Raw genomic sequence first — 13,324 nt, forward strand, 5'->3', positions numbered from 1 at the left:
ACAACACCCCCCCTATCGGCGGCCGCTTCATTTGTGTATACGAGACCGGCGCGGGTACCACATCGCTGCGCGATGTGCAAGCGGGGCGGTCGCTGCGCTCCCTTTGCCCACGCGGAGCGTGGGCGCCTCCCTCCTGCTGCGCAGCAGGAGGCAGTGGGGCCGGCCGCTGCGCGCCCGGCTGCCCGCGCGATGCGCGGGCGGGCTGCTCGGGTCTGACGGTGCGGCTAGTGGGGCCTCCAGTGCGGGAGTTGGGGAGTGCTTCGCACTCCTGGGCGGGTCCGCTGCGCTCCCCCGTCTGACGGTCCCTCCGGCTGCGCCTCCAGGACCTTGGGGCCCGCTGGCGCGGGCCGGGCTGGCTACGAGGGGTGGGGGTCGCTCGTTCGTGTGAGTTCCAGTGTAGTGCATGCATCAGATTGATGCAGCATGTACCGTTGGCGGAAACACGGGACACCCCCAACCACTTGGGCTGGGCGCGGCTTTTGATGCAAGGTCAGCCCTTAAATTCGGTTCCCACCACTCACGCGAGGAATAACGAATTGGGAAGTTGGCGGCCCGAGCTACAGAACGGTACCTCAGATATCGGAAAGTTCGAATTCCGGCGTGCGGAGGTACCGTAGCCAAACGGCCCTCAGGGCCGGGCGGCGGAACTGCCCACCGGCACCGGCCACGCTTCCTCGCTTTTGATCGTCACGGCCGGTACCACCCGAGACTCAGAGCCGCTGCTGCCGCCTACGGTCCGCAGCTGGCGCGCGGACCCGCACGCGAAGCCTGGCCCGCCACCTCCGTGCCCGGCCCGCAGTCGGCCGCGAACACGGCCGGAGCCCCGGCCCCAGACTGCGGCGTGTCGGTGGTTGATCACGGCCGCGCGATCCGGTATTACGCGCGCACACGCTCTAGAGGGGGAGCGAGATTCCACATCGTCCCAGGTCAGCGCGTTTTGAAGGCGCTGGGAGTATTACCCCGGGGTGATAAAGCGAGGTCCCAGTTATCGCCCGGGGGTTATAAAACCACGTCGGTTTGTGCACCAGGGAGACAATCCGGCAGAGGGTGTCATGGGGCCGCGGGGCAGATTGTGCACTGGGGGGACATTCGAGGGCGGGGCGGTCGTCGGGGCCACTCACGGGTCGGGAGGGGGGAGAAATCACCCCCGGGTGATAACGACACGCCGAAAGTGCAGCGGGGAGACACGAAAGTGCACCAGGGAGACAATCGCGTATGCTGCCGTTGCCTGGCCCTACTGATCTTGAGGAGCGGACCACCGCGATGACTGCACAGCCTCAGCAGCAGCCGCGCCGGAGGCCGGCCTCGCCCGGAGCTCCGCCGCCTCCGCCGCCCAGTGCGTTCCGGGCGCCCGGGGCGCTGCGGCGTACCAATGTGGTCAACCTGCCGGACGGCTACAGGGCCAGCGTCGAGCCGCCGGTCACCAGCGACGGGTTCCTGGGCGAGGACTTCGTCATGGACAGCCAGGCGTTCCTGTGCTGGCTCTCGGACTACTACCGCGACGACATCGTCACCCTGCGGCTGATCATCAGGATGATGGGGATCCAGAAGCCCGGCGGGACCGTGGAGGCGACGCAGAGCAAGCTGGCCGGCCTGCTGAAGGTCAAGCAGAGCCAGATCTCCCGGTCGCTCAAGGACACCGGGGCCTTGGGCGTGACCGCCAAGGTGAAGGCCGGGCTCTACCAGCTCCACCCGAGGCTCTCGCTGCGGGGCGGCCGGGTGCCGGTGGAGCCGAAGGCGGGTATGCGGGCACAGGGGACACTGAAGGTCGATCAGCTTTCGCTGCTGGACGCCATCGAGGACAACCCGGATCTGCCCGAGGTGTTCAAGGAACTGCGGCAGCTCCCGAAGCCGGAGGAGAAGCCTCTCCGGGAGGACAAGGCGCGCGCCCAGGCCCGCGCCGAGGAGGATGGGACGTCATGACGATCGCTGTGGAGCACGTCGGGCCGGAGTACGTCTGGACGGCCAACAACGCTCTGGTGTTCGCCCCGCGGGGCATGCCGCCGTCCGCGTACCCGGTGCTGATCCACCTCCTGGGCCGTCAGGAGCCCGGCGGGCGCTGCCTGGTCACTCACGGCACCCTCGCCACCGAGCTCGGCATCACTCGGACGAAGATCACTCGCGCTCTCCAGCACCTCGCCTTCGCCCGGATGGTGTGGAAGGAGGGCAACGGCGCCTACCGCCTCAGCCCGCTGATCGCCGGGTTCCGAACGCCAGCCGAGCAGCTCCAGGCCATCGGGGCGATGGACGACGACGACCGCTTCGACCACCCCGACTTCCAAGAGCGCTACGAGCAGCAGATCGAGGCGTACGAGGAGGAGAAGCAGGCCAAGGCTGCCGAGAGGCAGCGGCGGCTGGAGCCGCCCATCGACCTCGCCGCCCGGCGGCGAACCTGACCTTCCGCCTCACCGAAGCGGCGTTGCACCCACCGGTGCGGCGCCGCTTCTCGCGTGCGGGACACGTACGGCCGGGGCGATACATCGTTCCCCTGGAGGGGAACGTCGCGGGTAGGACGACCCGTACGAGCGTTCCCCGAGAGCGGCGCCGCGTGCCGCCCACCCGAGTGCCAGCCCGCGCGGTACGAGTGAGTGGTGACCCACGACTTCGGCCTCTACCTCACCCTGGAGCTGGGCAGCCATTACGGCTCGCCCTCTGACAGCTGGCCCGCCGGCAGCTGGCCAGCGAGCACAGAGCACGTCCTCCCGTTCTTCACCATCGTCGTCAACGAGCTGGGCACGGACCGGGCAGCGCACTGGTTCATCGCGGCCCGCGAGGCTCACAAGCACGTGGTCGCCGCGGAGCAGGCCCGCGACTACCAGTTCGGCTTCGCCGCCCACCTGAGCACCGAAATCGGCGACGACCGTGGACCGTCTTTCGACCGCGCGGCAGCATGGGAAGCGATGAAGGGCCTGTACGAACTCGTGCGCCGGGACGCTGCTGCCGACCCTGTCGCGCTCTTCAACTGCGCTCTGCTGGCGACCGGGCGGAGCAGCGGCCAGACTGGTGAGGAGCTGGTTGCAGGAGCCGCGTCCGCGTAGCCGCCTCCGGTGCAGCAGCCATCCGCGCTGCACCGGTGAGGTCCGCCTTGCTACCCGTGCAGCACCCGTGTGCCGCCCGGGTCGAGCACATGCTGCACCGCGAGCCAGCCGACCGGGGCAGCAAGCGGTCTTGCACCCCTCCGCTGCCCTTGCACCCTTCGCCACCAGGAGCAGCAGCCCGTGCAGCAGGACGGGCAGCACGCGCAGAAGGGTGCAAGGGCCGGGCGGTGCTGGAGACCCTCGCCGGGGAGTCGCCGGAGGCCGTCTGAGCGGGTCGCGGCCGGGCCGTTTCTTGCACCCCAATGTAGTTAGGTACTTGTAGTACCTATGTGCGGGTTGAACTCTCTTCCCCCTGAGAGCAGAGCTCGCGGCCGGGAGAGCGAGAACACCGGCGCCGAGGACGAGCCGCGGCGAGCCAGCCGAGGAGCCCCACGGACCCTGGGGCCGCCCGAGGCGCTGTACGCCGCTGTGAGGGCGTGAGAGCCTCGTGATCGTCTCTCGGGAACCCAGAGGCGCTCAGAGCGCCGCAGGAGGCCGCACAGCGCCGGGAAGGATCATGTGGGCCCCCGGGTACCGGGCGCGGCGGCAAGCTCTGCCCGGCCGTGCGAATGCTGCGCACCAGAGCCAATCGGGATCTCACCTTCGCGTCAGCGAGGTCCCCGCAGCTTCCACTACCGGTACCTCGCCTACGCCGGGTGAGGAAGAGCGCACTCGTCATCTGGTCAGTCAGTCCTAGGTATTCCTCTTACGCGAGCGATTCCTCACCAAACGACGGACCCGATCCCTCACCAAACAACGAACATGCGGAGAGGTCTGCCGTCTGCCGACAGGTTCCAGCGACCCCTCCAGGTCACAGCAGGCGCTGAGCGAGGGTCTCGCAGTGCCCCAGGGACGTTGCCGCCAGTTCGAGGTCGCCTTCAGCCGCGGCCCGGCGCGCCAGGCCCATCACCGCCAGCATGTTCTGCAGCGGACTGTCCTCGCCTTCGGCGCCGGCTTCTTCGAACCGGGCGAGCAGCACGCGGTCGGCCTGGTCCAGGACGTCGGACCAGACGTAGCCCAGCGCCTGGGGGTCCACGCCAGTCAGCGTCGTCAGCCACAGGTCGGCGTGCGACCGGAGCTGCTGCTCGGCCGTGCGGTAGTCCAGGACGGTCCCGCAGGGCATCGAGCCGTCGTCGGGGTGGGACGCTGCTGCGGGCCACGCGGGCAGGTCATCAGAGTGGGCGGGGCACAGGAACACGAGCCAGGCCGCGCCCGGCCCGTCGTCCTGCGCCGGGCCTTCGCGGAGCGTGGCGGCGTGGAGGGAACACCCCGCCAGGCCGGTGCGGAGCCCACCAAGGTTGCGGTTGGCGGAGAGCTGCTGGATGAGGTGGGGCACCCCGGCTCCTTCGGCGGCTAGACCTCGAGGTACGCGACCACGACCACGGTCCGCAAAACCGAAACCCAGTACAGCAAGCGAACCCGCTCGACATCGTCGGCGTACTCGCGCAGCTGGGGGCCGGCGGCGCTGCCGGGGATCGGCTCGCCGACCTCGGGGTCGACGGAGACGACGACCAGGGCGCGGTCCAGGGCGTGGATGTCCGCCTCGCTGGTGATGTTCTCCAGTTGCTTCGCGGCGGAGTCGGAGAACGTGATCCGGGCGCGGCGCGGGCCGTGCGGTGTGGGCATCAGGCGACGGCCGGGCGCTGGGCGGCGAGGCGGGTGAGGTGGGCCTCGCGCAGCTCCTCCCACGGGGTGCACTGCTCGGGGTCGGGCACGCCGTTGGTGGCGATGTCCTCCAGGACGGCGGCGAACCGGTCGGCGTCGGCGCGGGTCTTGGCCGCGTACGCGCGCACCGCTTCGGCGGCCGCGGGATCCAGCTGCCGGGCGGCGGTGTCGGCGGGGGCCGGCTGTTCGCTCATCGAGGGCTCCAGAGGGCAGAACTGGCGTGTCTCACCACGGTATCGCCGGGCTGCCGGGCTCGGGACCAGTCCGGCCGAACCCGTCTCCGTGGCTACGTTCCGTACTGCTCACATGCGCTCGGGAGGTCAACTCTTATGTGTCACGCTCCACCCCGAAAACGGCCCCTGGAGAGCCCTACGACCCAGAGAAACGGACAAACAGGGACAGATTCAGGGCGGCGTGACACATAAGAGTTGACCTCCGAGCGCATGCGTGACAGCTACTCTCCGTCAGCGTGACACCAGGCCGGGCTCTTCGCCGAGGCGACCAGGGAAGTTAGACACCCGCTGCGGCTATCAGAAGCCCTCGAGCTGGAACTGTTCGTACTCGTGCAGGACGGTTGAGTAGCCGTGTCGGAGGGAGATCGCGAGTCGATGGAGCGCATTGACCTGCTCGTAGAAGTTGATGTTCTCCTGGACCGGGCGGGCGCGGGCGGGCTCCCTGCTGCCGATCACGGCATACCGGTACGCCTCGCCGGTCTCATCCTCGCTATCGAGCCACTTCAACGTCTTCCAGGTGGCCGGGTCGATGCGGTTGTCCGGGCCGAAGCGGCGGAGCAGGTTCAGATAGCGCTCCAGGCAATCGGCGAGTTGCCGGATGTTGTGAGTGCTCCGCAACCGTTCTTCGATGCGTTCGGCATCCAGCCTCTCCTCTCCGTCGTAGCCGTCACGGAGCGCGCAGCGGGCGGCGAGCCGGATGAGCCATTTCAGGCTCAGCTCGATGCTGTGGCGGTACAGGTACAGGACGGGGATAGCCAGACCGTCGTCAGGGCTCGCGAAGAACTTCGTAGCCGCGAGTTCTCCCGCGGTGAAGTACCCGCCGGCGATGGTCAGGTCGTCCTCCTGGCTCCCGCCGAGAATCGCGATCTCGTGGTGCGGGTGCCCTGGGCGGGGAAGGTTCAGTACGTCGTCCAGCGCTTCGGTCTCGTCGCTCATGGAGCACAGGATTTCGTTCGCGGCCATCGGTGGCCAAGGAACTTTCTGGATGGCCGACCAATTTGTTCCCCGTGTCCACAGGCGCATCCTGAGGTTCCCACGGCCCAAGCCGTGGTGTCGCCGTCGAGCCGGCGCAGGCGCCAATCAACTTCGGCGCCACCCTCCCCCGGAGCTGCAGACGTCTCGGACGGTCCAACTTCGATGGCAAGCCGTCCAACTTCTCTGTCAGAGGACAACCTGCTGCTGCCAGGCCGACAGCCAGGTGGTGAGCTCATCCTCGGTATAGCGGGTCGCCTTCCCCTCCAGGCTTCCGGTCGGCACTGGGATGCCACGCTTCGGCGAATGCCCTCGCATGTACTTGCGAGCCGTGGGAGCCGTCCAGGGCAGGATCTTCTTCGCGCACGCTTCCGTCAGCGAGTACCTGGGAGGAGCCGTAGGCGGCTCGGGCGCAGTCGTGGACTGCTGCGGTCGGCGCTCGTGCTCGATCATCGGTTCCATCGTGGCCAGGATGCGGCGCAGGGGGGCGTCCGGGGCGCCGGCTGCGAGGGCCTGCGCTGCCAGCTCGGCCACGGTGGAACCGGCGGTGCGCAGGCTCGCCACCCTGCGATTGCGTAGCTCCACCGCGTCCGCGAGGTCTTTGAGCAGCTGCTTCCAGTCCATGTCCCGCACAACGTCCGTGGTCGGGCGGGAGTGACGGGTGGCGGCGTGTGGGCAATCGGCGTCCGGGCGAGGTGGAGGAATGCAACGCGGGGGTGCAACATGCCTGCTCGCGTTGCACCGGAGGCGTCTTCGCAGGTCAGGCCCGCAACAGGGGGTCTGTTGCGGTGTGTTGCGCGAGTGCGTTGCACAGCAGTGTTGCACCCCGTATGCAACCGAGGGTGACGAACGCCGATGCCCTCGGACAAGTGATCTTGACCATTTGTCAGGTCAGCTTGATCGCCTGGTGAAGAGGAGGCTTGCGGCCCGGGTAGCTGATCCTGCGCCCCCGAAACGGCAGGGGCTGATCTGTCGCACTGGCCGTCTAGCCTCGCTGGGAAAGTCGATCGATGCGTGGAGGAGTACGGATGAGTGGCTTGGGTTGGATGTACGGGGCGGACCTGCCGCTGGTGAGCGTCACCTTTGCCCGTGACCTCACTCCGCGGCAGCTCTTGGAACGGATGGGAGCGGACCCCGCCACGCTCGCTGAGCGGACCCAGGGGGACTTCGACGAGGACTTCGGCGACATGCTCTACGAGGACGACGCCTACGTGGTCACCGCCGGCCGGTACGGGTCGTGGGCCTGGGTATGGGAGCACGGCAGTTGGCTGTGCGTCGAGGACGATTACCTGCTCGGCGAGCTCTCGGCGGGGACGGCCGCACTGTCCCTACACGTCAACGAGAAACCCCTCGTGGACTTCCGCTATGCCGAAAACGGGCAGCTGGTAACCGGCCTGCACACGCTCCTGGGCATCTGTGGACGGTCACGTAATTCCCCGTCCTGGCGGTCACGCAATTCCCCAGTGTCTTGACGCGGTGTGTCCGTAGCATGGGGTCACTGGCGGTTCGTATGAAGCCGTCGGAGGAGGAGACGATCGTGATCGCAACGTCAGAACGTGTTCGTGGATACGGCCTCGATCCCGACCGGCTGGTCTGGCATGTGCCGGTCGGTGCCGTGGTCGACGATTTTCAGGCGATCGCGTGCAGTGATGAGGAGGGGCTGGCGGTGCCCTCGGGCGAGCGCGATGTCCCACTGCGCCTTGAGGTGGCTGATGAGTCGTGGTGCCCCCAGTGCCTCTCGCTGGTCTCAGCGGCCGACGAGTAGAAAGCAGGATCGAGCTCGTTATGCCAGGGGCTGGATGGGCTGCTCAGCGATGCTCCCTCAGGCCGAAGTCTTGGGCCGCTTGTTCGGTCGATAGCTGGGGCCGTTCATGATGACTTGGTGGCTGGCGTTGATGAGTCGGTCGAGGAGGGACTCGGCGACGACGGGGTTGGGGAAGAGGGGATACCAGTCGCTGGGTGCCCGGTTGCTGGTGATGACTACGGAGCGACCCTGCCGCTCGGAGATCAGTTCGTAGAGGTCGTCGGCCTGCGGCGCGGTCATCTGGCGCATCGCGAAGTCGTCGAGGATCAGCAGGTCAGGGCGGACGAGTTCCCGGATGCGGCGGTCCCACGTGCGGTCGGCGTGACCGCCGGCGAGTTCGGCCAGGATCCGGCTGGTCTTGGCGAAGCGGACGTTGGCGCCCTGGCGGATCGCGAGGTGTCCCAGGGCCTGCGCGACGTGTGTCTTTCCGACCCCGACGGGTCCGAATAGGATGACGGACTCGCCGGCGTGGAGCCAGCGCAGGGCTGCCAGGTCCCGGATCTGGGCCGCGGGTAGCTTCGGGGACGCGTTGAAGTCGAAGCCTTCCAGCGTGACCTGTTGTTCGAACTTCGCTTTTCGTAGGCGGCGTTCGAAGGCAACTGCTTCGCGTCGGGTGATCTCGTCCTGGCAGAGGACCTGGAGGAAATCGAGGTGTCCGAGCTCGCCGCCGTGAGCCTGGGCCAAGCGGGCATCGAGGGTCTCAAGCATGCCGGAAAGCCTCAGGACCTTGAGCGATTCACGCAGGCTGGTGTCCATCACGCTCACCGTGCGGCCTCCTCGGCGTCGCCGTCCGCCTGGTGATCGTGACGCTCGCCGGGTGTCTGGGTGGGGATACCGGTGGCGAACAGGACCTCGGGTCCGTGGAGGAACGCCGCGGCTCCGCCGTCGCCGGTATCGGGTTCGGGTTCACTCTCAGTGCCAGCGACCAGGATGCCCTTGATGGTCCGGTAGGACGGATCACCGACCAGGGTGGCCTTCGCGCAGGCGGCTTCCAGGCGTCGGTCACCGTACTTCTTGCGCAGTCCGATGACTCCCTGGGCGGCCCGGAGCCGGTAGAGGGCGTTGATCTCCAGGAGCTGGTCGATCACCTCGCGGCAGGCATCGCCGACCTCGGAGGCCTGGCCGCGGCACCAGATCGGCGTCCGCATCTGGAAGGCGATCTTCTCAGGCGGGTAGTCGCTGGTGTCGGTGCGTTTGCCCTGCTCCAGAGCCGTGTGGGTCTTGACCAGGCCGCCTTCATGGAAGACCTGCACCATGGTGGCGGTGGAACGGACGTCGACCCGCCGCCCGATCAGCTTCCAGGGCACGGAGTAGAGGGTGCGGCCGACCTTGATGTGGATGTCCGGCCCGACGGTCGCGGTCGACCATTTCGCGAGCACGAACGATGTCTCGGGCAGCGGGAGGAGGGCTTCGGCCTCGGCGGCCTCGAACACGGCAAGCGGGGCCGCCCCCTCCAATGGCCGGCAATGACGAAGCCCGGCGGTTTCCCTGGCCCAGGTCAGGGCTTCGGCCTGCATGTGCTCGAGGGAGGTGAACTGCCGCCCGCTCCAAAAGGAGTCCCGGATATAGGGCATCGGTCGCTCGACCCTGGGCTTGTCCTTGGGGTGCGCGGCTCGGGCCGGGTCCACCAGAGTCCCGTAGTGAACGGCGAGTTCGGCATAGGACTTGTTGATCCGCGGGTCGTAGAGGTCGGGCTTGTCCACTCCGGTCTTCAGGTTGTCCGGCACCAGCCGGCGCGGGACACCTCCGAAGTAGCGGAACGCGTCCACGTGGGCCAGGGTCCAGGCGTGCTGGTCCATGTGGGTCACGGGGCGGACGAACATGTGACGCGAGCAGGGCAGCACCATGACGAATGCCCAGATCCGGTGCCGTTTGCCGGTCCGTGGGTTGATCCACTGTCCCAGGAAGCCGTAGTCGATCTGGGCCTCCGAGCCCGGCTCGACGTCCTCGCGCAGCACCGTCACCCTCGAGCGGGCCGCCTCGTCGGGGAGGTTCTCGCGTACCCACCGTCGCAGTGAGGTGAGGGAGGCCTTCAGTTTCTGTTCGTCCTTCAGCCGCTGGTGGATCGTGGTGACCTTGGTGGTCTCCAGCAGCTGCTTGATGTAGTCGCGGTGCTGGTCGATTTCGGGCCAGGTCAGCTGGTTCAGCCTCCGGCCGGCGAGATCGGGGAACCAGCTCTTGACCAGCTTGGCCCAGTCCGCCTCGCTCATCGGCGGCCCGCCCGGGGCGATCCCGGCGGCTTCCGCCGGCACCAGATACTTCCTGACCGTCTTACGGTCCAGCCCCAGCGATGTGGCCAGCTGGCTTTTCGACCGGCCCGCGTACCAGTGGACGTAGATCTCGACGATGTCGACCACGGTGAATGTTCTCCTTGCCATCCGGTGTGCCCGTCGGCCTCTCGGCTCGCAGGTCCAGGGACGCTGCGGCGCCGAAATGGCCGGGACCCTCAACCCCGCACCGGCATGCCCATGGGGAACCCGACCGATTCGCGAGGAGTGGCGATTCGAAGATCAAACCACTCGAAACACCGAAAACAACTGCGGTTCAGACATGTCCATGCCGCGGAGTACGGTCACCATCCCCATGGGGACCCGTGACCATCTGGGTGGGGAATTACGCCGACACGAAACCGCGACTCATGGGGAATTGCACGACCGTCGACAGCATCGAGCCCCAGCACCGCACCGGCCAGGACCCTCACCGCTTCGACTCCGAACTGCGGGCGCTTGGCGCCCAACCGGACACCGGCGAGACCGGACCGCTGGGAATGCGCGGGCTCTTCTACCGTCTCACCGAAGGACTTGGTGCGGGCCTTGACCAGGCCGATCTCCATGCCGAGACAGTCCTCAGCGCCCGGCTCCGGCCACATCCGGACCGGGTTGCATGATGCGCCTGACTTGTTCACCCGACGGGCGAACAGGTCGTCACGATCACTTGGCAAATGGTCAAGATCACCTGTCAGAGGACAGCCGAGGTTGCGGGTCTGGGGCCTCACAGCTCACAGGCCGGATGGTCTGAAAGCTGTTCACCAGGGAAAACAGCCTGCTACCTCATAGGCAAACAGGGCATACAGCCGCATTTAGCCTCACAGCTCACAGGCTGGCCGACAGGGTGTTGTGAGGTGTTGTCGTCGCCCAGCGTGAACCTCACAGCAGGCGCGGGGGGAAGCAGTCGCACTGCCCGCACGTGTCGCAGCCGGCGCAGTCGAGGCAGAAGGCGAGCGGCCACGGCCCGGGGCAGGAGCAGATCGGGTTGTAGTCGGGGTCGCCCTGGCCGGGGTAGAGCGGTTCGCCGAAGGGCGGCTCGGTCCAGGCGTCAACGGTCCCGTCGGCGCGCAGCTCCTCGTAGTGGTGGCCGATGCCGCTGTGCTCCTCCCAGACGGCGACGACCTCCTGGCCGTGACTCATGCCCGGCTCCCCGGCGTGAGGGCGCGGGTGAGGAACGCGGCGAGTTCGCCGGCAGCCTCGGAGTCGGCGGTGGCGAGGCGGGCCGCGAAGGGCAGCTGGTCGACATCGACGCCGGCCACGAGCTGGGTGAGCGCCGCGAGCAGCGCGGCGTGGGCGAGAACCGGCGGGTGCAGGAGGCCCGCTGCGGCTTCACGGGCGGCCGGGTCGGCGTAGTGCCCGCGGTGCGCGGCGAGGGCGCGGGCGAGCCAGGCGTCGACGTCGGACTGCACGTACGACCCGGCGCGGCGGGTGAGCTCGTCGCGGACCGCTTCGTCGCCGTGGCGGGGCTCGGTCTGACCCAGCGTGCCGAGGTCGCGCAGCGCCTGGAGCTCGTCGGCGCGGGCCGCGATCCGGGCGGCTTCCCGCAGCTCGGCTTCCCGGGCGGCGGCGGCCGCGGCGTCGGCGGCGAGCTCGGCCTGGACGACGTCGTCGGCGTCCGGGTCGTAGACGGTGCCCGGCCCGCCGGCGAGCCGGGCAGCTGGTCCAGGCGCTCCCACTCCGCGAGCTCCGCCCTGCCGCGGACGTCGTCGCCCAGGTCCTCGTGCCGGGAGTTCTGCCGGGCGTCGAACCGCGCGTCCTCGAGGGCCGCCGCAACCGCGCCGGCGTCCATGCCCTTCGCCCGGCGCCGTACGACGCGACGGCCGATGCGGGCCGGGTCGACCGGCTCACGGGGCGCGGTCACGGGCGGGGCGAGCGGTCGACGGGTACCGCCACCGGGCGGCCACATCCTGGTCATCTTCGACCTCGCATTCGGGGTGAGAAATTAGAGCGGGCCGCCGCCAGAGCGCTGTACGGCGGCCCGCCGATACGTTTTATAGCAGGTGCGGAATTCGGCCGGGTCAGAACCGGAAAGAGATTGACGACACGGACGTGAAATCCGCGCGGAGGCCATCCGCCCGTGTGCCCCATTCCGTGAAATACGACTCCGTGATGGCCTCAGCGACGATCGGATGCAGCTCCTCCTCCGTCGCACCGGCTGCCTGGAGCTCCAGGATCTGCTTCACGTAGGTGGGCGAGATGTCCGTGGTGATCTGGCGCTCGCGGCCATCGTCAGAGCTGCCGGTGCAGGTGAATCCGAAGTACGCCGTCACCTCCACCATCATCCCTCTGGAGGTGGACGCCTGTGCGCGCGCCTGCGCTCTGACCTGCGGTTGCCACTCGGACTCGGTCGCTTCCACCAGGGCGGCCTGGAGCCGCTTCTGCGGCTTCTTCAGCTTCCCGGCACGGTAGCGCTCGATCGTGCGGGTTGAGGTGCCCACACGCTCCGCCAGGCTCCTCGCTGACCCCGTCATCCGCGTGAGGAGGAATTTCACCTGTGCATTCGCTGATTTCGGCGCGGGCCGGGTGAACACCTTCCGCTCGGCCCGCGCGAGGGCCTCCAGGACCTTGCCGCGGCGCGGGGCTGGCTGCTGCTGCTCATGATCGCTCATGTCACCAAGGAGGCCACGGTGCCCCTGTGGACGGAGGCCAGGCTGCCGCGCCCAAGTGGGGGTGCGGGTAAGACTTCTGTCACCAGCCGCAAACGGCGGCATCCCTACGGCGTGCCCGGCGGTACGTGTCTGCTCCGCTTAATTGGACACGGACGCGCGCCATGGAGATGTAGGTGTGCCGTCTGGGTCCAGGCCATACGGCCACAGCCTGGTGAAGATTCCTGGGTTTTCGGCCAGGCGTTGCAGGGCGTTGGTTTGGCCGTGGTCGGCGGCCCGCCGGTAGAGGGCTTCGGCACCGTCCCGGTCCCCGGCCTCCTCCCGCATCCAGGCCAGGCGAAACAGGGCGTCAGTGGCGCCGTGCTCGGCGGCCCGCCGGAACAGGGCTTCGGCGCCCTCCCGGTCCCCGGCGTCCTCCCGCATCCAGGCCAGGTGAAGCAGGGCGTCGGTGTTGCCGTGGTCGGCGGCCCGCCGGAACAGGGCTTCGGCGCCCTCCCGGTCCCCGGCCTCCTCCCGCATCCAGGCCAGGTGAAGCAGGGCGTCGGTGTTGCCGTGGTCGGCGGCCTGCCGGGCGAGGGCTTCGGCGCCCTCCCGGTCCCCGGCGTCCTCCCGCATCCAGGCCAGGTGAAGCAGGGCGTCGGTGTTGCCGTGGTCGGCGGCCTGCCGGGCGAGGGCTTCGGCGCCCTCCCGGTCCCCGGCC

Annotated in this window: 17 protein-coding genes; 6 read left to right on the forward strand and 11 right to left on the reverse strand. The window is 68.4% G+C overall.

Translation table 11 applies throughout. The features are described from left to right. The first annotated feature begins 1,263 nt into the window (after nucleotides 1-1,263). The 3 genes from ACFWU6_RS30330 to ACFWU6_RS30340 all read left to right on the forward strand — a co-directional run bounded on the left by ACFWU6_RS30330 (nucleotide 1,264) and on the right by ACFWU6_RS30340 (nucleotide 3,038). Nucleotides 1,264-1,923 (forward strand): hypothetical protein, encoded by a 660-nt coding sequence (locus tag ACFWU6_RS30330; RefSeq protein ID WP_383984229.1) that lies wholly within the window; start codon nucleotides 1,264-1,266, stop codon nucleotides 1,921-1,923. Then, the gene (locus tag ACFWU6_RS30335) at nucleotides 1,920-2,396 is read left to right on the forward strand and encodes a hypothetical protein (RefSeq protein ID WP_383984232.1); all 477 of its coding nucleotides are present in this window, start codon (nucleotides 1,920-1,922) and stop codon (nucleotides 2,394-2,396) included. The genes ACFWU6_RS30330 and ACFWU6_RS30335 overlap by 4 nt, the downstream gene beginning before the upstream one ends. A gap of 195 nt (nucleotides 2,397-2,591) precedes the next feature. Further along, nucleotides 2,592-3,038: a hypothetical protein gene (locus tag ACFWU6_RS30340; protein WP_383984235.1), complete on the forward strand. Its 447-nt coding sequence runs from the start codon at nucleotides 2,592-2,594 to the stop codon at nucleotides 3,036-3,038. 850 nt (nucleotides 3,039-3,888) lie between these two features. Here ACFWU6_RS30340 and ACFWU6_RS30345 read toward each other — a convergent pair. The 5 genes from ACFWU6_RS30345 to ACFWU6_RS30365 form a co-directional block, all read right to left on the reverse strand. Next, entirely contained in the window at nucleotides 3,889-4,413 is a 525-nt protein-coding gene (locus ACFWU6_RS30345) for a hypothetical protein (RefSeq protein ID WP_383984238.1), read from the reverse strand. 17 nt (nucleotides 4,414-4,430) lie between these two features. Then, nucleotides 4,431-4,703: a hypothetical protein gene (locus tag ACFWU6_RS30350; protein ID WP_383984240.1), complete on the reverse strand. Its 273-nt coding sequence runs from the start codon at nucleotides 4,701-4,703 to the stop codon at nucleotides 4,431-4,433. Further along, nucleotides 4,703-4,936, reverse strand: a complete 234-nt coding sequence (locus tag ACFWU6_RS30355; protein ID WP_383984243.1) for a hypothetical protein — start codon at nucleotides 4,934-4,936, stop codon at nucleotides 4,703-4,705. The genes ACFWU6_RS30350 and ACFWU6_RS30355 overlap by 1 nt, the downstream gene beginning before the upstream one ends. 336 nt (nucleotides 4,937-5,272) lie before the next feature. Next, nucleotides 5,273-5,911: a hypothetical protein gene (locus ACFWU6_RS30360; protein ID WP_383984245.1), complete on the reverse strand. Its 639-nt coding sequence runs from the start codon at nucleotides 5,909-5,911 to the stop codon at nucleotides 5,273-5,275. 225 nt (nucleotides 5,912-6,136) lie between these two features. After that, on the reverse strand, nucleotides 6,137-6,571 hold the full coding sequence (locus ACFWU6_RS30365) for a hypothetical protein (protein ID WP_383984248.1): 435 nt from the start codon (nucleotides 6,569-6,571) through the stop codon (nucleotides 6,137-6,139). A gap of 404 nt (nucleotides 6,572-6,975) precedes the next feature. On the opposite strand from ACFWU6_RS30365, the gene ACFWU6_RS30370 reads away from it, so the two are divergent. Next, entirely contained in the window at nucleotides 6,976-7,419 is a 444-nt protein-coding gene (locus ACFWU6_RS30370) for a DUF6461 domain-containing protein (RefSeq protein ID WP_383984250.1), read from the forward strand. A 65-nt stretch (nucleotides 7,420-7,484) separates the two neighbouring features. Then, nucleotides 7,485-7,712, forward strand: coding sequence for a hypothetical protein (locus ACFWU6_RS30375; RefSeq protein WP_383984252.1), 228 nt, complete (start codon nucleotides 7,485-7,487; stop codon nucleotides 7,710-7,712). Nucleotides 7,713-7,769: 57 nt separating this feature from the next. On the opposite strand, the gene istB is transcribed toward ACFWU6_RS30375, so the two are convergent. Beyond that, entirely contained in the window at nucleotides 7,770-8,507 is a 738-nt protein-coding gene (gene istB / locus ACFWU6_RS30380; protein ID WP_383984300.1) for an IS21-like element helper ATPase IstB, read from the reverse strand. A 5-nt stretch (nucleotides 8,508-8,512) separates the two neighbouring features. After that, a complete protein-coding gene (gene istA, locus ACFWU6_RS30385) occupies nucleotides 8,513-10,108 on the reverse strand; it encodes an IS21 family transposase (RefSeq protein WP_383984255.1) in 1,596 nt (531 codons plus the stop codon). Between the two features lie 236 nt (nucleotides 10,109-10,344). On the opposite strand from istA, the gene ACFWU6_RS30390 reads away from it, so the two are divergent. Then, nucleotides 10,345-10,638, forward strand: coding sequence for a hypothetical protein (locus tag ACFWU6_RS30390; RefSeq protein WP_383984258.1), 294 nt, complete (start codon nucleotides 10,345-10,347; stop codon nucleotides 10,636-10,638). 259 nt (nucleotides 10,639-10,897) lie between these two features. Here ACFWU6_RS30390 and ACFWU6_RS30395 read toward each other — a convergent pair whose 3' ends face one another. The 4 genes from ACFWU6_RS30395 to ACFWU6_RS30410 form a co-directional block, all read right to left on the reverse strand. Further along, complete coding sequence (locus ACFWU6_RS30395) at nucleotides 10,898-11,158, reverse strand: hypothetical protein (RefSeq protein WP_383984261.1); 261 nt, start codon at nucleotides 11,156-11,158, stop codon at nucleotides 10,898-10,900. Beyond that, on the reverse strand, nucleotides 11,155-11,694 hold the full coding sequence (locus ACFWU6_RS30400) for a hypothetical protein (RefSeq protein WP_383984264.1): 540 nt from the start codon (nucleotides 11,692-11,694) through the stop codon (nucleotides 11,155-11,157). Before ACFWU6_RS30400 ends, ACFWU6_RS30395 begins: the two co-directional genes overlap by 4 nt. Nucleotides 11,695-12,036: 342 nt before the next feature. Further along, nucleotides 12,037-12,627: a telomere-protecting terminal protein Tpg gene (gene tpg / locus ACFWU6_RS30405; RefSeq protein WP_383984267.1), complete on the reverse strand. Its 591-nt coding sequence runs from the start codon at nucleotides 12,625-12,627 to the stop codon at nucleotides 12,037-12,039. A gap of 138 nt (nucleotides 12,628-12,765) precedes the next feature. Beyond that, a partial coding sequence (locus tag ACFWU6_RS30410) for a tetratricopeptide repeat protein (RefSeq protein ID WP_383984270.1) occupies nucleotides 12,766-13,324 on the reverse strand: 559 nt, incomplete at its 5' end.

This window comes from Streptomyces sp. NPDC058674 (assembly GCF_042716505.1).
Taxonomy (GTDB): Bacteria; Actinomycetota; Actinomycetes; order Streptomycetales; family Streptomycetaceae; genus Streptomyces.